The sequence below is a fragment of the Desulfomicrobium orale DSM 12838 genome (genome assembly GCF_001553625.1).
GTDB classification, from domain to species: domain Bacteria; phylum Desulfobacterota; class Desulfovibrionia; order Desulfovibrionales; family Desulfomicrobiaceae; genus Desulfomicrobium; species Desulfomicrobium orale.
In genome coordinates this window covers 2,354,829-2,380,538 of record NZ_CP014230.1, presented here as the reverse complement: position 1 = coordinate 2,380,538, position 25,710 = coordinate 2,354,829, and the positions used below count along the sequence as shown (strand labels likewise).

The following is a 25,710-nucleotide window of genomic DNA, read 5'->3' as shown; positions in this document are numbered from 1 at the left end:
ATACAGGATCAACATGAGTAGTGTCATCGCGGTAATAGTGGTCCTTGGAGGACTGATTTTTTTTCACGAACTGGGGCATTTTCTGGTGGCCCGGGGGCTGGGCATGGGCGTCAGCGTCTTTTCCCTGGGATTCGGGAAACGTCTTTTCGGTTTCACCAGGAGCAAGACTGACTACCGCGTCTGCGCTTTTCCCCTGGGCGGCTATGTGCAGCTGGTGGGAGAGTCTCCGGATGCGGAATTGCCCGAGGGCTTCAGCAGCAAGGAATCCTTTTCCCTGCGGCCGCCCTGGCAGCGCATGCTGGTGGTGCTGGCCGGGCCGGTATTCAATTTTCTGCTGGCCTGGGTCATCTTCTGGGGACTGGCCTGGAGTCAGGGCGTACACGACCTGCTGCCGGTCATCGGCCAGGTCAACAATGCAAGCGCCGCGCAGGAAGCCGGACTCGCCACGGGCGACCATGTGCTTGCCATTGACGGACAGGATATCGCCGTCTGGGAAGATCTGGTTCAGCGTATCGAAGCCAACCGGGGGCAGCCCATGCGCCTTGACGTACAGCGCGGCCGGGAAGTCCTGTCCGTAAGCGCCACCCCCAGGCTTCAGGAAAAGCGCAACCTGTTCGGGGAAACCAAGGTCACGCCGATGCTGGGCATCGCGCCCAAGGGTGAGTTCGTTTCCCGCGAGCTGGGTTTTCTCGCGGCGGCCGTTCAGGGGGCGAAGCAGATGCGGGAAGTCAGCGGGCTCATGCTCACGGGACTGGTCAAGCTGATCGAACGGGTCATTCCCTGGACGGATATGGGCGGCGTGATTCTGATCACGGAACTGATCCACAAGGAGGCCCAGAACGGCTTGGTCAGCCTGCTGGCCCTGACGGCGCTGATCAGCATCAATCTGGGCATTCTGAATCTGCTGCCCATTCCGGTGCTGGACGGCGGGCATATTCTGTTTTTTTTCCTGGAAACCGTAACCGGCAGACCACTGAACCAGAAGGTCCAGCAGGCAGCCCTCAAGGCAGGCATGCTGTTTCTGGTCATGCTGATGATTGTGGCGACCATCAATGACATCCTGCGCCATTTCCGCTGATCCAGTTCTGATGCTGAACTGCGCCGGGGAGTGCGCCCAGATTGTCTTCGGCGGCGGGGAAGGAGTGCTCTTCGCCGAGGAGATCCGCTGCCCCGGCCAGTCCATCATGCATCTGCCCACGGCCATCGAGCGCGGTCTGGATGTGCTGGGCATAGGCGTGGAAGGGCTGTCCGGCATTGCCTGTGTGCGCGGACCGGGCTCCTTCACCGGCCTGCGCATCGCCCATGCCACCATGTACGGACTGGCCCGGCCTTTTTCCCTGCCCATGGCCGGGCTGGAGTATCCGGGCCTGCTGGCCCTCCAGACGGCCGCCATGATTTCCGGGGAACTGTGGGTGGTTCTGTATGCCCGCAAGGGACAGGTCTATGTACAGGGCTTTTCCGGAACACATGCCCTGACAGGCATCGGCGTTTTTTCGGCGGACCGGACTCGGGAGATATTGGCCGCAAGAGGAGAGACCGTATATCTGGCCGGAAACGGGCTGCGGAAGAATTCCTTACTGCTCGATATTCCCGGAGCGCGCGTTCTGCCGCCGGAATTCGACACGCCGGCCCCCGCCGTGCTCCTTGCCGCCGCCCGCACTGCACGGTTCTCCGAAGAACCGCCCGCGCCCCTCTACCTGCGCAAGTCCGACGCCGAAGACAATCTGGAGGCCATCGCCGCCGCCAGAGGCATCGACCCGGCCGAAGCGCGCAGGCATATCTTCGATTTTGAATAGCTTTTCACAGCGGGAGTCATGCCCCGCACCGTGAGGCCAGAGTCTGTTCGAGAAGCTCCAGCGCCCGGTCGGGATCGAATGACCGACCGGTCCAGCATCTGAACTGGGCCAGCCCCTGATGAACGAACATGGGCAGGCCGCACAGAGCCTTTGCGCCTTCCCGGAGGGCCTGGGCCAGCAGGGGAGTCTGCCTAGGGTTATAGACCAGATCGTACACCAGCGAGACTCCCCGGAGAGACCCTTTCCACGGCGAAAGAGACTGAAACGGGCCGGACATGCCCAAAGGAGTAGTGTTGATCAGAAGGTCCGCAGCCACATCATGGCGCTGCTCCCAGGATACGGTCCGGGCATGGAAAGGCTCCGCCAGACGTCTTGCCCGCTCTTCCGTGCGTGCGGACAAGACCACATCCCAGCCCTCCCGGCGCAGGCCGCACACCACGGCCCTGGCCGCTCCGCCGGCGCCGAGCACCAGCGCCCGCCCCGGCCGGATGTCGAGCTCCGCCAGCGGAGCCATGAACCCGGCGATATCCGTATTTTCCCCCCAGAGCGTGTCCTTTTCCCAGAACAGCGTGTTTACGGCTCCGGCTTCCCGGGCGTTGTCCGTCAGGCTGTCCACCAGGTTCATGACCGCCTCCTTGTGCGGGATGGTCACGCTCAGGCCGTGAACGGGCAGGGTGCGCAGGGCCGTCATGAATGCAGGCAGCCTGTCCGGCGGCGTGTCCCAGGCATGATAGGACGCCCGGACGCCGGTTTCTCCGGCGGCCCAGTTGTGCAGGACCGGGCTCAGGGTATGCGCAAGAGGATGACCGACAATACCGAGAAGCAGCATGGGGAACTCGCTGGTTTGAGAATTGCGGGAGAGAGCCCTGTGTGCCTGTTTGGTCGTCTGCGGACTCATCCCCGGGTGAAGGGCTCTGCCGTGTTCTTCTCTTCTGTGTCATCAAAAAACAACCCGGAATTCATCCGGGCTATCCAAGTGGAATCGCTCCATCCATGATGGGAAGTGGCGGGGTATGGACTTGACCGCCGGGACTCGCCACGCCTCCGGTTTGATCCTTCATGTGAAAAGTAAAAGAAGCCCCGGACGCTCTGGTCAGGCCAAAACATCCGGGGCTTCAGGGGAGGGGGATTTACGCGAGCTTTGTGGTGCCCGGAAAAAGACCTCAGCCCATGGCCATGAGGCGGGCGATGCGCTCTTCCGTGGACGGGTGCGTGGAAAAGAGAGACGCTATCCGGCTGCCCGTGAGCGGATTGACGATGAACATGTGCGAGGTGGCCGGGGTGGCCTCCTGCATGGGTATCCGGCCCGCGGCCATTTGCAGTTTCTGCAGGGCTCCGGCCAAAGCGCGGGGCTTGCCGCAGATGGCCGCCCCGGTCTCGTCGGCCAGGAATTCTCTGGAGCGGGACACGGCCATCTGCACTACCATGGCAGCGATGGGCGCGATGATGGCCAGGGCCAGGCTGCCCAGAACGCTGCCGCCGCCTTCTTCGTCGCTGCGGCCCATGCCGAAGATGGCTCCCCATTGCAGCATGTTGGCCAGCATGGAAATGGCTCCGGCAATGGTGGCCGCCACCGTCGAGATGAGGGTGTCCCGGTTGCGGACGTGGGCCAGTTCATGGGCCATGACTCCTTCCAGTTCGTCCCTGGACAGAATGCGCATGATACCCTGGGTGGCCGCCACGGCGGCGTTTTCCGGATTGCGGCCCGTGGCGAAGGCGTTGGGGCTGTCGGAAGGAATGACATACACCTTGGGCATGGGCATGCCCGCCTTGTGCGCCAAGTTTTCTATAAGGCCGTAAAAATCGGGGCTTTCCTCGCGGGTCACCTGCCGGGCGTTGTACATGCGCAGCACGATCTTGTCCGAGTTCCAGTAGGCGAAGAAATTCATGCCTCCGGCCACGAGAAACGCGACAAGCATGCCGGATTTTCCGCCGATGGCCCCGCCCATGGCCACCAGGATCAGGGTCAGGGCGGTCAGCAGGAAAGTGGTCTTCAGCATCTGATTCATGAACGCCTCCATAAGGTCGGTGATGGTCCGGCCGGTCCGCCGGGAGCTGCGGCAGTCCCGGAAGGCAGACGGCCCGCGTACATCTAGTGTCCCGGCGCGGGCTGTCAAGCACGATTTGATTTTTGAGGCACCTCATTCGCCGATTTTGCCGTTGGCGTGACCGGGGTGTTTGGGAAAAACTCCTTGAAGTGCTCCTGATTGAGCCTGACTATGAGTGGCTGATGATTGATGCGAGACATTGCAAAGTGCATCCCCATGCTGCCGGAGCGGTTGGCGGCAACCAGGCGATGAGCTGCGCAAAAGGGGGCTCAACACCAAAATACATCTGGCCGTGGATGCGCATGGTATGCCGCTCAGAGTTGCTGTTACAGAAGGTACCAGAGCTGATTGCAAGGAAGCGTGCGCATTGATTGACGGCTTGAGCGCGGAGATGCTTTTGGCTGATCGCGGATATGACAGCAATGAACTTACAGACAAGGTTGTTGAGTCCGGCTGCCAGCCCGTCATCCCGCCCAGAAAAAATCGCAGGGAACAGCGCGATTATGACAGAGAACTGTACCGTGTACGCCACCTGGTCGGGAACGCCTTTCTTCACCTCAAGAGATGGCGTGGCATCGCCACGCGTTATGCAAAACGAAGCCTCTCCTTCCTTGCCGCCGTGCAAATCAGGTGTATCTCATTGTGGGCAGAAATAATTTGACGGCACTATCTAAGGATTACCTGTGGCTGTTCTTGAAGCAGGACTCCATCCTTTCACTGTATGGGCTGGGGGGATAGCTCATGAAGAGTGATGATAGAATCCTGATCTTCAAGTGGAGTAAATGTGTGTTCCTGTCTTGAACCGCACGAGGAAAGTGTGGAGGGCAATGGTTGTTTAGTCAACCAAAATATGATAGAAAAAGTGATTCTATGGAAGTATTAAAAAACAGACAAATTTCTAAAAATTTTTGAGACTCTTACTGTAATCATTTGGTATTTATATTGTTTTCTGAGCAAAAAATGCTGCTCGAAATATTGGGATGGATTCTGAAAAAAAGGATATCCTTGTGTGTCACCGGAAAGAGAAGAGATTGGCTGTGGAAACGCAGTGTACACGCAGGGTTGTTTGATTTTTAAAAAATTTTTTCTTCTCTTATCCAAGAGAAGAAAAGAGAGAAATTTCTGCTTTTTAGGACAGGATCAGCCTGGGAAAGGATATGGTTTGCATCTTCACTCTTGGATTATATTATTTTAAGCTGTTGGGCGCATTCCATGGACTGGCTCGATATTTGTTAGTGGTCGCGAGGCACAAGAAACTCAGTTTGCCCGATGTCAAACATCAACCCGCTTTTCTGGAGGAGAGCATACATGGCCGCAAAAAATATGAAAACCATGGACGGCAACACCGCCGTCACACATATCGCCTATGCTTTGAGCGATACGGCTGCCATCTACCCCATCACTCCGTCTTCCACCATGGGTGAGATTGCGGATGAATGGGCCGCCCAAGGGCGCAAGAACATTTTTGATCAGCAGGTGCTGGTGCGTCAGCTCCAGTCCGAGGCCGGGGCCGCCGGGGCGGTGCACGGCTCTCTGGCTGGTGGTGCACTGACGTCCACCTTTACAGCTTCTCAGGGCCTGCTGTTGATGATCCCCAACATGTATAAAATTTCCGGCGAGCTTTTGCCCGGCGTGTTCCATGTCAGTGCTCGGGCCATTGCCGCTCACGCCCTGTCTATTTTCGGGGATCACCAAGATGTCATGGCATGCAGGCAGACCGGTTTTGCCATGCTGGCTTCCAGTTCCGTGCAGGAGTGTATGGACCTCTCCTTAGTCGCCCATCTGGCCAGCATCGAATCGAGCATTCCGTTTCTGCATTTTTTCGATGGCTTCCGCACTTCCCACGAGCTGCAGAAAATTGAGGTCATCGACTACGAGGACATCAAGAAAATCGTCAATTATGACGCCATTGCAGATTTTCGCAGCCGGGCCATGAACCCGGCCAACCCGACCATCCGGGGCACGGCCCAGAACCCCGACATCTACTACCAGGGACGGGAAGCGGCCAACGTCTATTACGATCAGGTGCCTTCCATCGTGGTCGAGCAGATGAAGAAAGTGTTTTCCATCACCGGACGTTCCTACAAGCCTTTTGATTATGTCGGTCATCCGCAGGCGGAACGGGTCATAGTGGCCATGGGTTCGGCCTGTGAAACCATTGAGGAAGTAGTACGCCATCTTCTGGCTCAGGGCGAGAAGGTCGGTCTGGTCAAAGTGCGCCTGTACCGTCCTTTCGTGCCCGAGTTCTTCCTGCAGGTACTGCCCGCCACAGCTTCGGTCATCACCGTGCTTGACCGCACCAAGGAGCCCGGCGCCAAGGGCGATCCGCTGTACAAGGATATCTGTACCGCCTACATGGAGCGCGGCGAACTGCCGGAAATCGTAGCCGGCCGCTACGGTCTGGGCTCCAAGGAGTTCACCCCGGCCATGGCCAAGGCCGTCTTCGACAATATGATGGCGGCGGCTCCCAAGACGCATTTCAATGTGGGAATTGACGATGACGTGACCCACACCTCTCTGGATGTGGCCGAGTTCGCCGACACCACGCCCGAGGGGACCATTCAGTGCAAGTTCTGGGGATTGGGCTCCGACGGCACGGTGGGTGCGAACAAGGAAGCCATCAAGATCATCGGCGACAACACCGATCTCTACGCTCAGGGCTACTTCGCCTACGACTCAAAGAAATCCGGCGGCATCACCGTTTCCCACCTGCGTTTCGGCAAATCGCCCATCCAGTCCACCTACTTGGTCAACTCGGCCAATTACGTCGCCTGTCACAAGGACAGCTACGTGCATACCTACGATGTACTGGAGGGCATCAAGGATGGCGGCACCTTTGTGCTGAACTCCGCCTGGAGCACGGAAGACATGGAGAAGGAACTTCCCGCATCCATGCGCCGGACCATCGCCCGCAAGAAGCTCAAGTTCTACAACATCGACGCCGTGAAAATCGCCGAGGCCGTGGGGCTCGGCAACCGCATCAACATGGTTATGCAGACCGCCTTCTTCAAGCTGGCCGATGTCATGCCTTTCGAGGAAGCGGTAGAATTGCTCAAGAAGTCCATTAAGAAAGCCTACGGCAAGAAGGGCGATAAGATCGTCAACATGAATATCGCGGCCGTGGATCAGGCCATGGAGAAGCTGTTCGAGGTCAAGTATCCCGCGTCCTGGGCTGACGCCGCCTGCGAATGTTCCGGGGAAAAGGATGTGCCGGATTTCGTGAAGAACGTCATGCGGCCCATTCTGGCCCAGAAGGGCGACAATCTGCCTGTTTCCGCCTTCGAGCCGGACGGTCTCTTTCCGGTGGCTACATCCCAGTATGAGAAGCGCGGTGTGGCCATCAACGTGCCCGAGTGGATTCCGGAAAACTGCATCCAGTGCAACCAGTGCTCCTTCGTCTGCCCGCATGCGGCCATTGTTCCGGTGCTGGCGACGGCAGAGGAGATGGAAGGCGCGCCGGAGACCTTCGACACTCTGGATGCCATGGGCAAGGAACTCAAGGGGCTCAAGTTCCGCATGCAGGTCAACACCATGGATTGTCTGGGCTGCGGCAACTGCGCGGACATCTGCCCGGCCAAGAAAACGGCTCTGGTCATGAAGCCCCTGGCCACCCAGACCGGCCGTGAAGTGCCCAACTACGACTTTGCGGCGACCATTCCCTTCAAAGACAAACTCATGCGCCGCGACACGGTCAAAGGCAGCCAGCTTCAGAAGCCGCTCATGGAGTTCTCCGGCGCCTGCGCCGGTTGCGGAGAGACACCCTATGTGAAGGTGCTGACCCAGCTCTTCGGAGAACGCATGATCATCGCCAACGCCACGGGCTGCTCCTCTATCTGGGGCGCGTCGGCGCCTACCACGCCGTACACGGTCAATGCCGACGGACACGGCCCGGCCTGGGGCAATTCCCTGTTCGAAGACGCCGCGGAGTTCGGCTATGGCATCCAGATGGCCTACCAGCAGCGCCAGGCCAGACTGGCCGATCTGGTCGGCAAGGCCCTGCAGAATGAACTGCCGGAAGATCTTGCCGAAGCCTTCAGAGGCTGGCTGGAGAACCGCCATGATGCGGAGAAATCCAGAGAATACGGGGATTCCATTGTCGGCATTCTGTCCTTCATGAACCGCGACGCCCTGCTGGATGAAATCTACGCCTCGGAGGACCTGTTCACCAAGAAATCCATCTGGATCTTCGGTGGCGACGGCTGGGCCTACGATATCGGCTATGGCGGGCTGGACCACGTGCTGGCCTCCGGAGAAGACATCAATGTGCTGGTTATGGACACGGAGGTTTACTCCAACACCGGCGGCCAGTCCTCCAAGGCCACGCCGCTGGGCTCCATCGCCAAGTTCGCGGCTGCGGGCAAAAGAACGGGCAAGAAGGACCTGGGCCGCATGGCCATGAGCTACGGCTACGTCTATGTGGCTACGGTGGCCATGGGTTACGACAAGCAGCAGTTGCTGAAGGTGTTCCGAGAGGCCGAAAGCTATCCCGGACCCTCGCTCATCATTGCCTACGCCCCGTGTATCAACCAGGGCATCCGCAAGGGCATGGGCAAGACGCAGCTGGAATCCAAACTGGCCGTGCAGTCCGGCTACTGGCCGCTGTACCGCTTCAATCCGGCCTTGGCGGGCGAGGGCAAGAATCCCTTCACCCTCGATTCCAAGGCTCCGGACGGCAGCATGCAGGAATTCCTGGCCAACGAGAACAGATACGCCCAACTGGAGAAGATCGCTCCGGAAGCTTCCAAGGAACTGCGTACCCAGATTGAAAAAGACTATCTGCAGCGTTTCGAGCTGTATCAGTACTATGCCAGCCGGGAGATGGCCCCTGAACCCGATGCGGGCGAACCGGTGGCCGCGGGGGGTGCCGGAGATGGTTGCACATTGACGGCCACGGCTGAGCATTCCGGAGCCACGGCTTCCGGAGCTCCCTGCGATGACGGCCGCGCCGGAAAATAGGTAGGAGGCAAGCCACTGGTCCGGAACGGGGGGAACCTTCCGGACCGGTGGTATATTCATCGTTCAACTGGAGGGATATATGTCGATTCCTGTCTTGGCTCTGGTGGCTCTGCTGCCCATTCTGGTGGCTCTCATTCTCATGGTCGGTATGCGCTGGCCTTCGACCAAGGCCATGCCGCTGGCCTGGCTTGTCTGTGCCATGGGCGCTTTTTTCGTCTGGAAGCTTCCCGTCTCGTACATCGCTGCCCTGTCCCTGCAGGGCATCGTCGTCGCCATCGGCGTTCTGATCATCGTTTTCGGGGCCATCCTCATTCTGTACACTCTGAAGCAGTCCGGCGGTATGGAAACCATCCAGTACGGCATGCAGAACATCAGCCGCGACCGCCGTATCCAGGCCATCATCATTGGCTATATGTTCGCCGCCTTCATCGAAGGTGCCGCCGGTTTCGGCACTCCCGCCGCCCTGGCCGCGCCGCTTCTGCTGGCTCTCGGCTTTCCGCCTCTGGCCGCGGCGGTGGTCTGCCTGGTTTTCAACTCTTTCCCGGTGACCTTCGGGGCCGTGGGCACTCCCGTGCTGGTCGGCTTCAAATCCCTGACACCCCTCGTCGACACTGCCGTTGCCTCGGGTGCGGCCGGGATCAACTTCACCAATTTCGAATCTTTCGCCAAGATTATCGGCCTGTGGGCGACGGTCATGCACGGCCCCATGGCCATTATCATGCCCATTTTCATGCTCGGCTTCCTGACCCGTTTCTACGGCCAGAACAAATCCTGGAGCGAAGGCTTTGCCGCCTGGAAGTTCTGCGTATTTTCCGCCGTGGCGTTCCTGATTCCTTATCTGCTGTGCGCCTGGATTCTCGGACCGGAGTTCCCGGCCATGATCGGCGGCCTCATCGGCCTTGGTATCATTGTCGCCGGCGCCAAGAAGGGGTTCTGCGTGCCCAAGGACATCTGGGATTTCGGCCCGCAGAAGACCTGGCCCGCCGAGTGGACCGGTTCCATCACCACGGCCGAGGCCACGGAATTCAAGCCGCACATGAGCCAGTTCATGGCTTGGCTGCCGTACGTTCTCATCGGCGGCGTGCTGGTCTTGACCCGTATCCCCCAACTGGGTCTCAAAGGGTGGCTCACGGCCCAGAAGATTCCCTTCACCAACATTCTGGGCTTTTCCAATGTTTCGGCTTCCATTGATTATCTGTACCTGCCCGGAACTCCGTTCATTCTCATTTCACTTCTGACCATCCTGCTGCACAAGATGAACGGCAAGGCCGTGAGCGCGGCCTGGACCGAAAGCATCGCCAAGATGAAGGCCCCGACCATCGCGCTCTTCGCCGCCGTGGCTCTGGTTTCCATCTTCCGCGGCTCCGGCGTGGCCGATGCGGTCCTGAACCCCAACAACTATCCCTCCATGCCGCTCGCCATGGCCACCGCCGTGGCCGCCATGGCCGGAAACGCCTGGCCTCTGCTGGCTTCCTTCGTGGGTGGTCTCGGAGCATTCATCACCGGCTCCAACACGGTTTCCGACATGCTCTTCGGCGAGTTTCAGTGGGGCGTGGCCGAACATCTGAACATGCCGCGCCAAATCATCGTGGCCGCCCAGGCGGCAGGCGGCGCCATGGGCAACATGGTATGCATCCACAATATTGTGGCGGCCTGCGCGGTGACCGGCCTTGTGGGCGCCGAAGGCATGATTCTGAAGCGCACCTTCTGGCCGTTCCTTCTCTACGGAGTCGTCGTAGGCATCATCGCCAGCCTCATGTGCTTCGTGTTCCTGCCCCATCTGTTCTGAGTCCTGGACGTCCCGGAGGCCGCAAGGCTTCCGGGACTGTATTCCGCACCGTATTTTAAGGAGTGCTTCATGATTTCGTCGAGTCTGCTGACCGAGTTCAGGAATCTGTTGGGCAAAGCAAACGTGCTGGACAGCGAAGCTGACCGGCATGCCTATTCGTATGATGCCGCTGTGCTGGATGCCGTCGTCCCGGAACTGGTTCTGCGGCCGTCCTCCAGTGAACAGCTCGGAAAAACCGTGGCCCTGTGCAACGAAAACAAGCTGCCCATGACGGTCCGGGGCGCGGGCACCAATCTGAGCGGCGGGACCATCCCCACCAAGGAGCACGGGGTGGTCATCCTGACCAACGGGATGAACAAAATTCTGGAGATCAACGAGGAAGACCTTTACGCCGTGGTCCAGCCCGGCGTGGTTACTTCCAAATTCGCCGCCGAGGTAGCCCGCCACGGCCTCTTCTATCCGCCGGATCCGGGCTCCCAGTCTGTCTCCACCATGGGCGGCAACGTGGCCGAGAACGCCGGAGGGCTGCGCGGCCTCAAATATGGCGTGACCAAAGACTATGTCATGGGCGTGAATTTCTGGAACGTCGAGGGTGAGTACGTCAAATCCGGCGGGAAGACCGTAAAGTGCGTCACGGGTCTCAATATCGCCCAGCTCATGGTGGGCTCCGAAGGCACTCTGGGTGTGTTCGATGAGATCATCCTGAAGCTCGTGCCGCCGCCAGTGGCCTCCAAGGCCATGCTGGCCGAGTTCGACGACATCAACAAGGCTTCGGAGACGGTGGCGGCCATCATCTCCAACAAGATCGTGCCCTGTACGCTGGAGTTTCTGGACAACGCCTCCATCAAGTACGTGGATGACTTCACCAAAGCCGGCCTGCCCCGCGACGCGGCTGCCATCCTGCTGATCGAAGTGGACGGCGGACATACGGCCCTGGTGGAGGACGATGCGGCCAAGGTGGTAGAAATATGTAAGAAGCAGGGGGCCACGCGGGTGCAGCTGGCCAAGGACGCCGCCGAAAAGACCAAGCTCTGGGAAGCGCGCAGAAACGCATTGCCCGCCCTGGCCCGAGCCCGTCCGACCACCGTGCTGGAGGACGCCACCGTGCCGCGCAGCCAGATTCCGGCCATGATCAAGGCCATCAACGAGATCGGCGAGAAACATCGTCTGCAGATCGGCACCTTCGGCCATGCCGGCGACGGCAACCTGCATCCGACCATTCTCACCGACCGGCGCGACAAGGAGGAGTTCCATCGTGTGGAGCAGGCCGTGGACGAGATTTTCGACGTGGCCCTGCGCCTGGGCGGCACCCTGTCCGGTGAACACGGCATCGGCATCGCCAAGTCCAAATGGCTGGAAAAGGAAACTTCCAGAGCCTCCATCATTTATTCACGACGGCTGAAAAAGGCGGTGGACCCGAATTACCTGCTCAACCCCGGCAAGATCATCGGAGGCTAGCCATGAGTACGGATGTACATCAGCTGGCCGGGATGCTGCACGAACTGGACGACCAGATGGTCGCCTGCATGCGTTGCGGCATGTGTCAGGCCGTCTGTCCGGTGTTTGCCGAATCCATGAACGAAGGGGATGTGGCCCGGGGCAAGATCGCTCTGCTGGAAAATCTGTCCCACGAAATGATCAAGGATCCCGGCGGGGTGCAGGAGAAGCTGAACCGATGTCTGCTGTGCGGTTCCTGTGCGTTCAACTGTCCCAGCGGAGTGAAGGTGCTGGACATCTTCCTGAAGGCGCGGGTCATCGTGAGCTCCTACATGGGCCTTTCCCCGATCAAGAAGGCCATTTTCAAAGGTCTTCTGACCAAGCCGGCTCTGTTCAACTCCCTGCTGGACGTGGCCTCCAGATTTCAGAGCCTGTTCACCAAGCCGGCCAGCGAGATTATCGGCTCGTCCTGCGCGCGGATCAACGCCCCCGTAGTGGGCGACAGGCATTTCATGCCTTTGGCCAAGACGCCCTTACGCAAGCTGGAGCCGTCCCGTTCCACTCCTCCGGGCAAGGGCGGGTACCGGGTGGCCTTTTTTTCCGGCTGCGTGGTGGACAAGATCTACCCGCAGGTGGGTCAGGCCGTGCTGAAGGCCCTGGATCATCACGGGATCGGCGTATACATGCCCGCCGGTCAGGCCTGCTGCGGCATCCCGGCTCTGGCTTCGGGCGACAAGGAATCCTTCGACAAGCTGGTCATGGCCAATCTGGAGCTCTTCGAGAAGGAAAGCTTCGACTATCTGCTGACGCCCTGTGCCACCTGTACGGCCACCATGCATGAAATCTGGCCTCTCATGTCCGGAGACAAGTCCCAAGGTGTCCAGGAACGCATCGCGGCTCTGAGCGCCAAAGTCGTGGACGTGAGCCAATTCATGGTGGATGTGCTGCAAGCGGCCCTGCCCGCCGAAGGCTCGGGCCTCAGGGTGACGTACCACGACCCCTGTCATCTGAAAAAATCCATGAAAGTTTCGGAACAGCCGAGGGCGCTTCTGCGGAGTAACCCCGGTGTGGAGTTCGTGGAAATGGCCGAGGCGGACTACTGCTGCGGCTGCGGCGGCAGTTTCAACCTGCAGCATTACGATCTGTCCAAGGACATCGGCACCCGCAAGCGCGACAGCATTGTGGCCGCCAAGGCCGATGTCGTGGCTACCAGTTGTCCGGCCTGCATGCTGCAACTCTCGGACATGCTGTCCCGCCATCAGGACAAGGTGGCGGTGAAGCACGTCATGGAGATTTACGCCGAAACATTGTGACGGCAGCGGTTTGTTTCGCGGTGCGCTTCAGGGCGTTTCCTGGAGCGCGCCATATATTGGGACATGGCTTCAGCAGCCCGCCGGAATATTTTCGTGCCCGGATATCTGTCCGAAGGCGCTTTTCCCGGAATGGAATCCGTTTCAGGGATGACAAACAAATTGTGCGGCCAACCAGTTTGTCGTAACAGGCAGAGCCGGAACATATCCTGACAAGCAATCGGTATGGAAGGAAGCGATCATGTCAAAAAATCTGTATATCACGGCTACGGAATCACGGAGCGGAAAATCGGCCATTGTGCTCGGCGTCATGCAGATGCTTCTGCGCGACATCCGCCGGGTCGGATTTTTCCGTCCCATCATCAGTGACGACTCGGACCGGAAGGACCACGACATCGATCTGGTTCTGTCCCAGTTCTATCTGGGACTGCGATACGAGGAAACCTACGCCCTGACCATGAAGCAGGCCAAGGATCTGGTTAATGCCGGTCAGCAGGCCCTGCTCATCGAGAGGATCATCAACAAATACAAGGAACTGGAAGAGCGGTGTGATTTCGTGCTGCTGGAGGGGACCGACTTCCAGGGCAGCAGCCACACCTTCGAGTTCGACATCAACGCGGACATTGCGGCCAATCTCGGTTCGCCGCTTCTGATTGTCATCAACGGCAACCAGAAGACGGAAGCCGAGCTTGTCAGTTCAACCAAGCTGGCGGTGGAGTCCTTTACCGAAAAGTCCACGGATATTCTGGGGATCGTCATCAACCGCACGGCTCTCCCCGACCGGGAAGCGCTGCGCCGGACCCTGCAGGAGAGTCTGGAGCGGCCGGAGCTGCTTCTTTACACCATTCCCGAGGTGGCCATTCTGGGCAAACCCACCGTGGCCGACGTCATGAAGTGGATCGGCGCCGAGGTCCTCTACGGCAAGGAAGGGCTGGGCGCGCAGGTGAACGATATTGTCGTGGCGGCCATGCAGATCGAAAATTTTCTGAATTACATCGAACAGGGAAGCCTTGTGGTCACGCCGGGCGACCGGCAGGACATCATCGTCAGCAGTCTGGCCTCCAGACAGTCGTCCTCCTATCCGGACATCGCTGGCATTCTGCTGACCGGCGGCATTGCCCCCAGCAAGACTCTTTCCCGGCTGGTGGACGGCTGGACAGGCATGCCCGTACCCGTTCTGCTGGGCCGGGAAGCCACTTTCCAGACCGCCCGGCGTCTGTACAACATGTATGGCAAGATCGAGCCGGGCGATCAGAAAAAAATCGCCACGGCTCTGGGTATTTTCGAGGAGAACGTGAATACGGAGGAACTGCGCGGACGCCTCAACGCCCGGAAATCGAGCAAGGTCACACCGCAGATGTTCGAATACGCGCTCATCGAGAAGGCCAAGAAGCACCGGCAGCATATCGTTCTGCCCGAAGGCAACGACGAGCGCATCCTGCGTGCGGCGGATATTCTGCTGCGCCGGGGCGTGGCGGACCTGACCATTCTGGGCGACGCCAAGACCATTTCGTCCATGACCTCCCAGATGGGGCTGAATCTGGCCGGAGCCAATATCGTCTCCCCGGCGGCCTCTCCGAACTACGAAGACTATGTGTCTACTTTTTTGGAGATGCGGAAGAAAAAGGGCATGTCCAGAGAGCTGGCGCAGGACAGCATGGTCGATCCCACCTATTTCGGTACCATGATGGTCTATAAGGGGCAGGCCGACGGCATGGTTTCCGGAGCCGTCAATACCACCGCCCACACCATCCGTCCGGCCTTCCAGATCATCAAGACGAGGCCGGGAGCGTCCATCGTGTCCAGCGTGTTCCTGATGTGCCTGAAGGACCGGGTCCTGGTTTTCGGCGACTGCGCCGTCAATCCCAATCCGACAGCGGTTCAGCTGGCCGAGATAGCCATCAGTTCCGCGGAAACGGCGCGTATTTTCGGCGTGGAGCCGCGAGTGGCGATGCTGTCCTATTCCACCGGGGATTCCGGTGCGGGCGGCGATGTGGATCTGGTGGTGGAAGCCACCCGGCTGGCGCGGGAACAGGCTCCGGGTTTGAAGCTGGAAGGACCCTTGCAGTATGACGCGGCCATTGATCCCGAAGTGGCCAGCAAGAAACTGCCCGACAGTGAAGTGGCCGGCAGAGCCACGGTTTTCGTCTTCCCGGATCTGAACACCGGCAACAACACGTACAAGGCGGTGCAGCGCGCGGCCAACGCCGTGGCCATCGGCCCGGTCCTTCAGGGGCTCAACAAGCCCGTGAACGATCTGAGCCGGGGATGCACCGTGCCCGATATCGTCAACACCGTGGCCATCACAGCCATACAGGCTCAGGCCGAAAAAGGCCTGATCTGAGCAACATTCAAAGGAGTAGCGAGAGTGAACATTCTGGTCATCAATTCGGGCAGTTCGTCCATCAAATATCAGCTCATCGATATGACTACCGAGAAGGCCCTGTGTTCCGGTCTGGTGGAGCGCATCGGCGAGGGCATGGGCGCGCTGACGCACAAGATCAATCCGGGAACCGACACGGAGAAAAAGTTTTCCTTCGAGCAGGATTTCCCGACCCATGTGGAAGGCATGGAGCGCGTGGTGGAACTCATCACCGACGCGGAAAAGGGTGTCATCGCCTCCACCAGAGACATTCACGCCGTGGGGCACCGGGTGCTGCTGGGCGGCGAAGAAATCAAGGAGCCCGTGCGGGTGAATGATTGGGTCAAGGGCGTCATCCGCGACTATATTCCTCTGGGGCCCCTGCATAATGCGGCCAATCTGGCCGGCATCGAAGTGGCCATGAAGCTTTTTCCCCACGCTCCGTCTGTGGCCGTGTTCGATACGGAATTTCACCAGACCATGCCCGAGAAGGCTTACCTGTATCCGCTGCCGTACGAGCTGTACAAGGAACTGCGTCTGCGCCGGTACGGCTTTCATGGCACCTCGCATGCCTATGTTACCCGGAAGGCGGCGGAATTTCTGGGCAAGCCCGCAAGCGAGGTCAATCTCATCACCTGCCATCTGGGCAATGGCTGCTCCATGGCCGCCGTGCAGAACGGCCGCTGTGTGGACACCACCATGGGTATTACACCTCTGGAGGGTCTGATGATGGGTACCCGCTGCGGCGACATCGATCCGGCGCTTGTGCCTTTCCTGATGGAGAAAAAAGGCTGGGGACCGGCCGAAATGGACACGGTCATGAACAAAAAGAGCGGACTGAAGGGTATCTGCGGCATGAACGACATGCGTGATGTTCATGCCGCCCGCGAGAAGGGCGACGCCAAGGCACAGCTGGCTTTTGACATGTTTGTCTACCGCATTCGCAAGTATGTCGGAGCGTTCGCCGTGGTTCTCGGACGGATCGATGCAGTGGTCTTTACCGCCGGTATCGGCGAAAACGATGATTTCGTGCGGTCGGAAGTCTGCCGCGACATGCCCCTGCTGGGTCTTGAAATCGATGCCCAGGCCAATGCCAAACGCTCGGGAGAGATTCGCGCTATCAGTACATCGGCATCCAGAATACCTGTACTGATCGTACCGACCAACGAGGAACTGGCCATTGCCCAGGCCACCCAGTCCGTCCTGAAGTAGTTCCGCTGCTTGTTGGAAATTGAGCTCCTTCCGGAAACTCCGGGAGGGGCTTTTTTATGGCGTAGTTGGGAGAGAAGAGCACTACTTGAAATATCTTGCTCACCTTTCCCGATGAGCTATGCGAACGCAGTAAATTTGATTTGCGGGAAGTTTTTGCTGACGGGATATTTCGGAGGACTTCTGAACTCCCGATTCCAGGGCGGAGGATTTAACAATGCTGTTTTGAAATGGAGTTGATTCAGGAATGGCGTCAGCAAGTAATTTGCACCACTTTCATTCATTGGACCGGCTCTCACAGCCGAAGCGGCGGCACAAGGTCTGAACCACGTCTTCGATAATCCAGGCCGGAGTGGAAGCTCCGGCCGTCAGGCCCATGCGGGGATACTTGGCCAGTTCCTCCAGTGGCAGTTCGTCGGCTGTTTCCACGTGTGTGGCGAACACGCCGCACTCTTGCGCGATCTGCGCCAGACGGCGGGTATTGCCGCTGTTTTTTCCTCCGACCACAATCATGGCTTCAACACTGCCGGCCAGCAGGCGGACCTCCTCCTGCCTGTCCTTGGTGGCGTTGCAGATGGTGTCCAGCACCGTGATGTCCGGTGAAAGATTGGCGCACAGCCAGTCCCGTACTTCCATGAAAACATCCCTGTCCTGGGTAGTCTGCGCGGCCAGAAAGTAGGACTTGTCCGGCAGGAACTTCACGGCCGTGAGTTCGTCCTGATTCTCGAAGACCGTGTGCTCCGGCGCGTAGCTGATGAGCCCGCGCACTTCCGGATGGTCGCGCTCCCCGAAAAGCAGCAGGTGCTTGCCCTGTTCGGCCTGCCGGTGGATGAGAATCTGCGCCTTTTTCACCTTGGGACAGGTGGCGTCGATGAGCACGGCCTTCCGATCCAGCAGTTCCGCCTGAGTGTCTTTGGGGATGCCGTGGGCGCGGATCACGACCACATCGCCGGGCTGGAGGTCTTCGGCATTTCCGGCCTGGAGCACGCCCTGAGCCTGATAGCGTTCCAGAACCTGTGGATTGTGGATGAGCGGCCCGAGCGTGCGGATTCGCCCCTGAGAGGGCGGATCGGCCAGAGCTCCGTCAAGTTTGTGCAGGGCCATGTCCACGCCCATGCAGAATCCGGCCGTGCGCGCGATGATCAGCTCCATTGCTCCTCCCGCCCGTGAAAGTGTTTGTCCAGTGTACCGAAAACCTGCTCCCAGGTGGCGCAGAACACGATGTCCCGCCGTATCTCCCGGGCGCCGGGCAGCCCCTTCAGAAATCTGGGCACCAGCGTGCGCATCTTGAGCAGTCCCGGCCGGTCCATACCGTATTCAACATACAGCTGGCAGAGTCTGCGCACCAGCGCCAGAGTCCGGCCGGGAGTTTTTGGCTCCGGGACACCGCCCCGGCGCAGAGAGAGGTAGCGGGAGAAAATTTCGGGGTCGTTCAGGGCCCCGCGGGCAAACATCACGCCATCCACACCGGTCTGGTCTGCGCAGCGCGCGGCGTCTTCAGCAGAGAACAGATCGCCGCTGGCGATGACGGGAATGCCGACTGCATTTTTGAGGCGCTCCAGATGCTTCCAGTCCGCGCTGCCGGTGAATCCCTGCGATCCGAAACGCGGGTGCATGGCGACCCAGCCCGCACCCAGAGCTTCGAGTTCCGCGCCCAGGCGCAGATAGACCGGCTGGTTCCAGCCCAGACGAATCTTGAAGCCCATGCCGCCGGGAGGTGCGGCCTTGATCAGCGCTCCGGCCAGGCGCGGCAGATGTTCGGGTTCCCGCAACAGGGCCGCGCCGCTGCCGGTTTTGACCACCTTGCGTACGGAGCAGCCGCAGTTGAGATCAAAATGCGTGTAGCCCGCTTCGCGCAGGCGTTCAACGGCCCGCACCAGAAACGATTCCTCCGAACCGAACAGCTGCACGACCAGAGGGACATCCGCCGGACAGGTCCGGAGCAGATCCGCCGTACCGGGACTTTCATAGAGCAGCCCTTTGGCGCTGACCATTTCCGTGACGGCTACGGTGCAGCCGTGTTCGCGGCAGAGCAGACGGAAGGGCAGATCGGAGAATCCGGCCAGGGGCGCAAGCCAGGGTTTGTCAGGGGTTATGGGAAAGGCATTCATGTCAGGAAGGGCCGGAGAGGGAGGACCGGCAAGCGGCCGGAAGCCCGCCGGAGCGGATCAGAGTTTGGGCTGGTCAAGAATGAGCTCCACTTCATCTTCGCTCAGCCCCGTGGACTGGGCCAGAGCCTGGATGGAATGGCCCCGCTTGAAACCGCTCAGGATGGTCTGGCGCAGGAATTGCGGCGATTTGGTGAAGGTTTCGGCCTGTTCCAGAAGCCGCCGCATTTCTTCAGCCCGGTATTGCAGTTTTTCTTCCAGTGCGGCCAGTTCTTCCTGACGGCTGGCGAAAGACGACACAATTTCCTTTTCCAGCTGGGCGTTGAAGTCCAGCTTGCGCAGAAATTCCTGCTGCCGGTCTTGCAGGGCGCGCATCAGACTTTCGGATTTCTTCAGCTTGACGAAGAAAACGGCGGCCAAAAGCAGCAGCAGAACTTCGATCAGTGTGGAGCTGACCAGTATCCAGTAGGGGATGTCCATCAGACTGTGGTGTCGATCAGGAGACCCTGATCCCGTTCGGGTTTGTCGTCCGGCGTCTGGCCGGAGCGCCGTTCCCCAGCGCGTGGCTCGGCGTTCTGGTCATCGTCATGAATTCTGCTATCCATGTCGCAGGCCCGGGTTTTGCGTACACGCTTCCTGTTTTGCCGCTGGCGGCGCAGCATCAGCTCCCCGGCCAGGGCCTGCTGCGCCTCCGGGTGGGCAATCTGGGCCATCTGGATACGCTGCGCCTCCGGTATCTGGGCGATCAGGGTGGAGAGGTCGAGATTGCTGACCATCATTGCACCGCGTACTCTTCAAAAAGGATGGATGAAACCTGTCCGCTTTGCAGGAACTGGTTGAGCACCGCCACGATATCGGCCTCGATTTTCTCCGAATTCGCAGGGTCGCTCAGAAAAGCGAGGGGCTTGTTTTTCAGATAGCGATAGACGCCGTCACGCAGAATGATATTTTTTTCGCGCAGTTCCAGAGTGAGAGTCCGATTGGCTTCGGGGACGCCGAACCGGCAGGTCAGCAGCCGGACCTGGCCGCCCTGGCTATGCTCCACCTGAAAGGAGTCAAAAGCGAATACGGGTGCGGGAAGATCGGGCAGGGGATCCGGAAATCCTCTGGGCTGCAGCGAAACCGGAAACTCCTGCTCCGGTCTGGGGGGCGGCGGAACCGGAGCGGCGGGCTGGGGTACCGGTTCCTCCGGGGATGGAAGAAAAAATGCCGCGCTGCCCGCTCCAGCCAGAAGCAGCACACCGGCTGCGATCAGCACCTTGGGGTTCTTCCAGAAGGGCCGCGTCACGGGCTGGACGGTTTCTTCCTCTTCCTGAGGAGCGGGGAGGGATTGGGGAGCGGGCTCTTCCTTGTCCTCGAATTCGAGAAAGAGCGCGTCGTCCAGGTCCAGTTCGACCTTTTGCAGGCCTCTAGGAATATCCTCCCGCAGCCCGCCGCGATCCAGATTGACCTTGGAATCTTCGGGGGAAGAGGGCTGGGCGAGGAGGACAGGAAGAATCATGGCGGGAGGGGAGCCGGCGCTTCAGGCACGCCGGCCGGAATCATTCGAAAATTTTGTGAATCTTCTGGCCGAGGGTTTCCGCCGTGAAGGGTTTGACGATGTAGTTGGAAACTTTGGCCTGCACCGCCTCAATGATGTTCTCCTGCTGGGCCTCCGCCGTAACCATGAGGAAGGGCAGGTCGGCGAATTCTTCGCTGGCGCGGACCTTGCGGAGCAGCTCGATGCCGGTCATCTGCGGCATGTTCCAGTCGGAGACGATGAAGTCCACTTGGTCCTTGTTCAGGATCTCCCAGGCTGCGGCGCCGTCGTCGGCCTCAACGATATTGTTGAAGCCCAACTGTTTGAGGATGTTTTTGATGATCCGGCGCATGGTGGAAAAATCGTCCACAACGAGCACCCGCATATTGGTGTTGATGGCCATGTATTCCTCCGCATTGGCGTTTGGCGGGATGTGGTTCTCAGATCGTTTCCCCGTGCTGCTGCCGGAACATCTTCCTGAGCTTGGCCAGGGCTTGAGAGTGGAGCTGGGAGACCCTGCCTTCGGTGATGTCCAGGGCGGCAGCCACTTCCTTCATGTTCAGCTCTTCGGTGTAGTACAAACTGAGCACCAGCCGTTCCCGTTCGTTCAGTCTATCGATGAGATGGGCCAACTTGTCAATGATGTCATGGACAAGGACTGTCGTGGCCGGGTCGTTCCGGGGCTGGTTTTCACCGGGTTCCAGGCCCTGTTCCTGAACGGCTTCGAGGCTCAGTACGAGCTGGGAGTTGAGGGCCTCCAGGGTGTTTTCCAGGTCGTGACGGTTCTGTCCGGTGATTTCCTCCAGCTCGGAGCGGCTGGGTGTCTGACCATTCGCCTGTTCAAACTCGCGGATGGTCTGCTCCAGCTTCTTGACCTTCTGGCGCAGGCCCCTGGAAAACCAGTCCATGCGCCGCAGCTCATCAAGCATGGCACCCCGGATGCGGCTGTCGGCAAAGGTCTCGAAGCGTACGCCCGGGCCGGACCGGAACTTGCCCATGGCCTCCATGAGTCCCAGAGCCCCGGCGCTCATCAGGTCTGACAGCTCGACGTGTCCCGGCAGCTTGGCCTTGAGTCCCAGAGCCACGGCCTTGATGCGCGGGGCGAAGGTGCGGGCGATTTCTTCTTTCCGCGAGGAGTCCAGCCCGGCGTACGGCGCTTCGGGCGGGTTATTCCGCAAAGAGGAGCTTCTTCCAGAAGAACTTGATGTTCCCATCGAGATGTTCCTGCGGTTTCCAGCGCGACAGTTTACGCGCGACGGCGTCCACGGCCCGGCATGCATCGCTGTCCGGGAACAGGTCGCAGAAAGGCCGCTGCCGGATTACGGCCTGCCGCACGTTCGGGTCCAGAGGTATGGAGCCCACCAGATTGAGGGACACGCCGCCCAGAAAATGATCGCAGGCGTTGTGCAGTTTGGCGAAGATATCCTTGGCCGCCCGCTCGCTCCGGGCCATGTTGACCAGCACGTGGAAGCGCTCCATGCCGTGCCGGACCTTCAGCACCTTGATCAGGGCGTAGGCGTCCGTCAGGGAAGTGGGTTCGGGCGTGAGCACGAGCAGGCGCTCCTGAGCGGCCAGATTGAAATAGAGTACATTGTCGTTGATGCCCGCGCCCGTGTCCACGATCAGGAAATCGATCCGGTCCTCCAGCACGTCCATGGCTTCCAGAAGTTCCAGCTTCTGGCCGGTGGACAGGGACAGCATCTCGCTGACACCGCTGGATGCGGGCAGAATGGAGAACCCGTAATCCGTGGGATACAAGATGTCGCTCAAGGACATCCCTTCGTGGAAAACATGGAACAGGTTGCGTTCCGGAGTCAGGCCCAGCATGACATCGATATTGGCGAGGCCCAGATCGGCGTCCAGAATGACACACCGGTGTCCCAGGCGTTCCAGGCACAGGGCCAGATTGATGGAAATATTGGTCTTGCCGACGCCGCCTTTGCCGGAGGCGACGGAGAGAACGATGGGAAGAGAGGCGCTCATGCGTGGCTGTCCTGGTTGGTCTCGGGTTTCGCGGCGGGCAGTTCGCGCCGCAGCAGCAGTTTCCAGATGTCCTGTTCCCTGGGTTCGACCAGAGAATTCTTCAGTTCCGACCCCACGGAAAAAAGGGATACCGGCAATTTCGTGACCACGGCCTGATTGAGTATCTCTCCGAAGCTACAGGCTTCGTCGAGCTTCGTCCAGATGACGCTGGCGTTCATGTCCGTACGCATGCCGCTTACCAGAGCGTCCACCTGGGCCGTGCTGTACAGCGGACTCAGCATCAGGTGTGCGTGGGCCGCGGGAATGTGCCCCGCGGATGCCTCGTGGAGCCATCTGTCCAGTTTCTGGTCTCCGGGCAGGCCGGGAAGGTCGATGAAAACCAGGTCGTGGTGTGCGGTTCTGCTCTCCAGCTGACTCCACTGATCAGGGCTGTCCAGTTCCATGTAGGACAATCCCGACAGATCGGTATAGTGGCGCAGATAGAGCCGTCCCTTGCCCTGGGCTTTATCCGCGTTGACGATCATCACCCGCGCGCGGCGGTCTTTCTTGGCCGCCAGGGCCAGACGCAGAGCCGTGCTGGTCTTGCCGCTGCCCGACGGGCCCGCCAGAAAATGAAATTTATGCTCCCAGTCTGTGGACATCCAGGGCCGGATGCCGACCATTCCGCTCAGAATCGAAAGGACGGGGGCATCCGCCGCGCGCCGGAATTTCTTCCACAGGTCGAGCAGGACCTCGGAGCGCACGCCCTCCCGTTCCAGATATTCGAAGACCAGTTGCTGTTTGGGAGTGAGCAGGTCCACGTCCATCTGCGGCTTGAGCAGTCCCATGAGCTGCCGCCGCAACTGGTGCCACTCCTCGCGCAGACTGGCCTCCTCGGCCGGAGGCGCGGGCTGCACTGGTGCGGGCGGTTCGGGCTGCGGAGCCGGAATGTCCAGAGCGGCCATGATCTCATACACCGTCCGGCCCTCGCGGGTGTGTTTCTGGTTGCTCAGGATGATGGCCTCGGGACCAAGTTCGGTCTTGATCCGGGCCATGATCTCCTTGGTGCTGGTGCCGGTGAAGGTTTTGACCTGCATATCAGATTTCCACCATGGCTACGGATTCGAGCCGGATGTCCGAAGGAATTTCCGCCTGCGACACGACGGGCATGGTCGGCAGAAAACGGGACAGCAGCTGGGCCAGATGCTGGCGGATCAGCGGAGAAGTGAGCAGCACGGGCTGTCCCTCGGCCGCGACACCTTTTTCCGCAGCCTTGTTGATAGACTGGATGATCTTGTGGGCCAGGCCGGGCTCCATGGCCAGATACGAGCCGCTCTCGGTGCGCTTGATGCTCTCCTGAAAGATGTTTTCCACGGCCGGAGCAAGAGAGATGATCGGCAGCAGGCTGGAGGGGCCGAGATAGGGCCTGATGATGGTCCGGGCCAGCCGCTGGCGCACGAATTCCGTCAGCTGGTCGGCGTCCTTCATGGATGGACCGTAGTCGGCCAGGCATTCCACGATGGACAGCAGGTCGCGGATGGAAACCCCTTCCCGGACCAGATTCTGGAGCACCTTCTGCACCACGCCCAGGGGGAGGATGCCCGGCACCAGCTCTTCCACGGCCTTGGGTGCGCGCTGGGACAGATTGTCCAGCAGGGTCTGCACTTCCTGACGGCCGAGAAATTCGTGCAGATTCTGTTTGAAGACCTCGGTCAGATGCGTGGCGATGACCGTGGACGGATCCACCACCGTGTATCCGGCCATGACCGCCTCGTCCTTCTTGACTTCCGGAATCCACAGGGCCGGCAGGTTGAACGCGGGCTCCAGGGTTTCGATACCCTTGATGTCGTGACGCGCGTCTCCCGGGTCCATGGCCAGATAGTGATCGATCATGATTTCGGCCGAGGCCACGCGGTTGCCCTTTATCTGCACCACGTATTCGCCGGGCTTGAGCTGAAGGTTGTCGCGCAGATGCAGGGACGGGACGATGACGCCCATGTCCAGGGCGAACTGCCGCCGGATGGAACGGATGCGGGCCAGCAGGTTGCCGTCCTGTTCCTCGTCCACCAGGGGGATGAGCCCGTAGCCCACTTCCAGTTCCATGAGATCCAGAGGCAGAAGACTCTGCACCTCTTCGGGGCTGTCCGCGGCGGCATCTTTCTTTTTGGGCTCCTCGTCGCTTTTGCTTTCGGCCTTGATGCGTTCGGCCACGACAGACACGCCGAAGAGCGCGGCCGAGAGCATCAGAAAGGCTACCGTGGGCATGCCCGGTACCACGGAAAAGAGCAGCAGTACGGCAGAAACCAGCTTCAGCGCCTTGGGATGGTTGGTCATCTGGCCGATGAATTCTTCGCCCATGCGCGCTTCGGCCGCAGCCCGGCTGACGATGATGCCGGCCGAGGTAGAGGTGATGAGGGACGGAATGGTGGAGACAAGGCCGTCGCCTATGGTCAGCAGAGAAAAAGTCTGGGCCGCTTCCATCCAGCCCATGTCCTTCTGCAGGACGCCGATGAAAACGCCACCGACAATGTTGATGAACGTGATGAACAGACCTGCGTTCACGTCACCGGAGACGAATTTTCCCGCACCGTCCATGGCGCCGTAGAAATCAGCTTCCCGGCGCAGGTTTTCGCGCTGTTTGACGGCTTGGCGTTCAACGATGAGCCCGGCGTTGAGGTCCGCCTCGATGGCCATCTGCTTGCCGGGCATGGCGTCCAGAGTGAACCGCGCGGCCACTTCCGCGATGCGGGTGGTGCCGGCCACGATGACGATCTTGTTCAGGATGAACAGGATCAGAAATATGACCGCGCCGATGGCGAAGTTCCCGCCGACCACGAACTCTCCGAAGGCCTGGATGACCTTGCCCGCGGCTGAGGTGCCCTGGTCCCCGTGCAGGAGGATGAGGCGGGTGGAGGCCACGTTCAGAGCCAGCCGCAGCAGGGTGGTGACCAGCAGCACCGACGGAAAAATGGAGAATTCCAGCGGCGAGGTCATGAACATGGACGTGATCAGGATGACCAGAGAAAAAGAAATGGAAAAGGCCAGCAGCACATCCAAAACGATGGTCGGCAAGGGAACCAGCATCACGAAGAGGATCAGCACGACACCTCCGGCCAGGAGAAAATCTCCCTGCCGGGTGAACCGCTTGTAATTGATGGTCAGGTTCTGGATTGGAGCCGCCATTATTTTGACTTCCTTCGATGTTCGGATTGCC

Annotated in this window: 20 protein-coding genes and 1 pseudogene; 9 read left to right on the top strand and 12 right to left on the bottom strand. The window is 59.7% G+C overall.

What is annotated here, in order from left to right:
- Nucleotides 1–13: 13 nt before the first annotated feature.
- Both rseP and tsaB read left to right on the top strand, forming a co-directional pair.
- The gene (gene rseP, locus AXF15_RS11120) at nt 14–1,078 is read left to right on the top strand and encodes an RIP metalloprotease RseP (protein ID WP_066607431.1); all 1,065 of its coding nucleotides are present in this window, start codon (nt 14–16) and stop codon (nt 1,076–1,078) included.
- Nucleotides 1,053–1,796: a tRNA (adenosine(37)-N6)-threonylcarbamoyltransferase complex dimerization subunit type 1 TsaB gene (gene tsaB / locus AXF15_RS11115; RefSeq protein ID WP_066607429.1), complete on the top strand. Its 744-nt coding sequence runs from the start codon at nt 1,053–1,055 to the stop codon at nt 1,794–1,796. The genes rseP and tsaB overlap by 26 nt, the downstream gene beginning before the upstream one ends.
- Nucleotides 1,797–1,812: 16 nt before the next feature.
- Here tsaB and aroE read toward each other — a convergent pair whose 3' ends face one another.
- Nucleotides 1,813–2,625 carry a shikimate dehydrogenase gene (aroE, locus tag AXF15_RS11110; RefSeq protein ID WP_066608954.1) on the bottom strand — a complete coding sequence of 271 codons (813 nt, stop codon included), beginning with the start codon at nt 2,623–2,625 and terminating at the stop codon, nt 1,813–1,815.
- A gap of 334 nt (nt 2,626–2,959) precedes the next feature.
- Nucleotides 2,960–3,805 carry a zinc metalloprotease HtpX gene (gene htpX, locus AXF15_RS11105; RefSeq protein WP_066607428.1) on the bottom strand — a complete coding sequence of 282 codons (846 nt, stop codon included), beginning with the start codon at nt 3,803–3,805 and terminating at the stop codon, nt 2,960–2,962.
- Nucleotides 3,806–3,942: 137 nt separating this feature from the next.
- Between htpX and AXF15_RS13680 the strand changes: the two are divergent.
- The 7 genes and pseudogenes from AXF15_RS13680 to AXF15_RS11070 all read left to right on the top strand — a co-directional run.
- Nucleotides 3,943–4,505: pseudogene (locus tag AXF15_RS13680) on the top strand (IS5 family transposase); the annotation flags it as partial.
- A gap of 647 nt (nt 4,506–5,152) precedes the next feature.
- On the top strand, nt 5,153–8,800 hold the full coding sequence (nifJ, locus tag AXF15_RS11095) for a pyruvate:ferredoxin (flavodoxin) oxidoreductase (RefSeq protein WP_066607424.1): 3,648 nt from the start codon (nt 5,153–5,155) through the stop codon (nt 8,798–8,800).
- A gap of 79 nt (nt 8,801–8,879) precedes the next feature.
- A complete protein-coding gene (locus AXF15_RS11090; protein WP_066607418.1) occupies nt 8,880–10,589 on the top strand; it encodes an L-lactate permease in 1,710 nt (569 codons plus the stop codon).
- A gap of 69 nt (nt 10,590–10,658) precedes the next feature.
- Nucleotides 10,659–12,047 (top strand): FAD-binding oxidoreductase, encoded by a 1,389-nt coding sequence (locus AXF15_RS11085; protein WP_066607415.1) that lies wholly within the window; start codon nt 10,659–10,661, stop codon nt 12,045–12,047.
- A 2-nt stretch (nt 12,048–12,049) separates the two neighbouring features.
- Nucleotides 12,050–13,339: a (Fe-S)-binding protein gene (locus AXF15_RS11080; RefSeq protein ID WP_066607412.1), complete on the top strand. Its 1,290-nt coding sequence runs from the start codon at nt 12,050–12,052 to the stop codon at nt 13,337–13,339.
- A gap of 238 nt (nt 13,340–13,577) precedes the next feature.
- The gene (gene pta, locus AXF15_RS11075) at nt 13,578–15,680 is read left to right on the top strand and encodes a phosphate acetyltransferase (protein ID WP_066607411.1); all 2,103 of its coding nucleotides are present in this window, start codon (nt 13,578–13,580) and stop codon (nt 15,678–15,680) included.
- Between the two features lie 24 nt (nt 15,681–15,704).
- On the top strand, nt 15,705–16,910 hold the full coding sequence (locus AXF15_RS11070) for an acetate kinase (RefSeq protein ID WP_066607409.1): 1,206 nt from the start codon (nt 15,705–15,707) through the stop codon (nt 16,908–16,910).
- Nucleotides 16,911–17,183: 273 nt separating this feature from the next.
- On the opposite strand, the gene ispH is transcribed toward AXF15_RS11070, so the two are convergent.
- From ispH to flhA, 10 genes are read right to left on the bottom strand one after another with little or no spacing between them, the layout of a single operon-like run.
- Nucleotides 17,184–18,059: a 4-hydroxy-3-methylbut-2-enyl diphosphate reductase gene (gene ispH, locus AXF15_RS11065; RefSeq protein WP_066607406.1), complete on the bottom strand. Its 876-nt coding sequence runs from the start codon at nt 18,057–18,059 to the stop codon at nt 17,184–17,186.
- Complete coding sequence (locus AXF15_RS11060) at nt 18,050–19,018, bottom strand: tRNA dihydrouridine synthase (RefSeq protein WP_066607403.1); 969 nt, start codon at nt 19,016–19,018, stop codon at nt 18,050–18,052. Before AXF15_RS11060 ends, ispH begins: the two co-directional genes overlap by 10 nt.
- A gap of 57 nt (nt 19,019–19,075) precedes the next feature.
- Complete coding sequence (locus AXF15_RS11055) at nt 19,076–19,495, bottom strand: hypothetical protein (protein ID WP_066607398.1); 420 nt, start codon at nt 19,493–19,495, stop codon at nt 19,076–19,078.
- Entirely contained in the window at nt 19,495–19,794 is a 300-nt protein-coding gene (locus tag AXF15_RS11050) for a hypothetical protein (RefSeq protein WP_066607392.1), read from the bottom strand. Before AXF15_RS11050 ends, AXF15_RS11055 begins: the two co-directional genes overlap by 1 nt.
- A complete protein-coding gene (locus tag AXF15_RS11045) occupies nt 19,791–20,516 on the bottom strand; it encodes a flagellar basal body-associated FliL family protein (protein ID WP_066607390.1) in 726 nt (241 codons plus the stop codon). The genes AXF15_RS11050 and AXF15_RS11045 overlap by 4 nt, the downstream gene beginning before the upstream one ends.
- Before the next feature lie 40 nt (nt 20,517–20,556).
- Complete coding sequence (locus AXF15_RS11040) at nt 20,557–20,937, bottom strand: chemotaxis response regulator CheY (RefSeq protein WP_066607388.1); 381 nt, start codon at nt 20,935–20,937, stop codon at nt 20,557–20,559.
- Between the two features lie 37 nt (nt 20,938–20,974).
- The gene (locus AXF15_RS11035) at nt 20,975–21,748 is read right to left on the bottom strand and encodes a FliA/WhiG family RNA polymerase sigma factor (RefSeq protein ID WP_066607386.1); all 774 of its coding nucleotides are present in this window, start codon (nt 21,746–21,748) and stop codon (nt 20,975–20,977) included.
- Nucleotides 21,702–22,517 carry a MinD/ParA family protein gene (locus AXF15_RS11030; RefSeq protein ID WP_066607383.1) on the bottom strand — a complete coding sequence of 272 codons (816 nt, stop codon included), beginning with the start codon at nt 22,515–22,517 and terminating at the stop codon, nt 21,702–21,704. The genes AXF15_RS11035 and AXF15_RS11030 overlap by 47 nt, the downstream gene beginning before the upstream one ends.
- Nucleotides 22,514–23,593 (bottom strand): flagellar biosynthesis protein FlhF, encoded by a 1,080-nt coding sequence (locus AXF15_RS11025; RefSeq protein WP_066607380.1) that lies wholly within the window; start codon nt 23,591–23,593, stop codon nt 22,514–22,516. Before AXF15_RS11025 ends, AXF15_RS11030 begins: the two co-directional genes overlap by 4 nt.
- A 1-nt stretch (nt 23,594) precedes the next feature.
- Entirely contained in the window at nt 23,595–25,679 is a 2,085-nt protein-coding gene (gene flhA, locus AXF15_RS11020) for a flagellar biosynthesis protein FlhA (protein WP_066607377.1), read from the bottom strand.
- Nucleotides 25,680–25,710 lie beyond the last annotated feature (31 nt).

Excerpts from the sequence above, each read along its gene's own strand:
- AXF15_RS11050 (WP_066607392.1), bottom strand. The coding sequence starts at position 19,794 with ATGATGGTCAGCAATCTCGACCTCTCCACCCTGATCGCCCAGATACCG.
- AXF15_RS11080 (WP_066607412.1), top strand. The coding sequence starts at position 12,050 with ATGAGTACGGATGTACATCAGCTGGCCGGGATGCTGCACGAACTGGAC.
- AXF15_RS11085 (WP_066607415.1), top strand. The coding sequence starts at position 10,659 with ATGATTTCGTCGAGTCTGCTGACCGAGTTCAGGAATCTGTTGGGCAAA.
- AXF15_RS11035 (WP_066607386.1), bottom strand. The coding sequence starts at position 21,748 with ATGGGAACATCAAGTTCTTCTGGAAGAAGCTCCTCTTTGCGGAATAAC.
- flhA (WP_066607377.1), bottom strand. The coding sequence starts at position 25,679 with ATGGCGGCTCCAATCCAGAACCTGACCATCAATTACAAGCGGTTCACC.
- AXF15_RS11030 (WP_066607383.1), bottom strand. The coding sequence starts at position 22,517 with ATGAGCGCCTCTCTTCCCATCGTTCTCTCCGTCGCCTCCGGCAAAGGC.
- pta (WP_066607411.1), top strand. The coding sequence starts at position 13,578 with ATGTCAAAAAATCTGTATATCACGGCTACGGAATCACGGAGCGGAAAA.
- tsaB (WP_066607429.1), top strand. The coding sequence starts at position 1,053 with ATGACATCCTGCGCCATTTCCGCTGATCCAGTTCTGATGCTGAACTGC.
- AXF15_RS11090 (WP_066607418.1), top strand. The coding sequence starts at position 8,880 with ATGTCGATTCCTGTCTTGGCTCTGGTGGCTCTGCTGCCCATTCTGGTG.
- AXF15_RS11045 (WP_066607390.1), bottom strand. The coding sequence starts at position 20,516 with ATGATTCTTCCTGTCCTCCTCGCCCAGCCCTCTTCCCCCGAAGATTCC.
- AXF15_RS11025 (WP_066607380.1), bottom strand. The coding sequence starts at position 23,593 with ATGCAGGTCAAAACCTTCACCGGCACCAGCACCAAGGAGATCATGGCC.
- AXF15_RS11040 (WP_066607388.1), bottom strand. The coding sequence starts at position 20,937 with ATGGCCATCAACACCAATATGCGGGTGCTCGTTGTGGACGATTTTTCC.
- nifJ (WP_066607424.1), top strand. The coding sequence starts at position 5,153 with ATGGCCGCAAAAAATATGAAAACCATGGACGGCAACACCGCCGTCACA.
- rseP (WP_066607431.1), top strand. The coding sequence starts at position 14 with ATGAGTAGTGTCATCGCGGTAATAGTGGTCCTTGGAGGACTGATTTTT.
- htpX (WP_066607428.1), bottom strand. The coding sequence starts at position 3,805 with ATGAATCAGATGCTGAAGACCACTTTCCTGCTGACCGCCCTGACCCTG.
- ispH (WP_066607406.1), bottom strand. The coding sequence starts at position 18,059 with ATGGAGCTGATCATCGCGCGCACGGCCGGATTCTGCATGGGCGTGGAC.
- AXF15_RS11055 (WP_066607398.1), bottom strand. The coding sequence starts at position 19,495 with ATGGACATCCCCTACTGGATACTGGTCAGCTCCACACTGATCGAAGTT.
- AXF15_RS11060 (WP_066607403.1), bottom strand. The coding sequence starts at position 19,018 with ATGAATGCCTTTCCCATAACCCCTGACAAACCCTGGCTTGCGCCCCTG.
- aroE (WP_066608954.1), bottom strand. The coding sequence starts at position 2,625 with ATGCTGCTTCTCGGTATTGTCGGTCATCCTCTTGCGCATACCCTGAGC.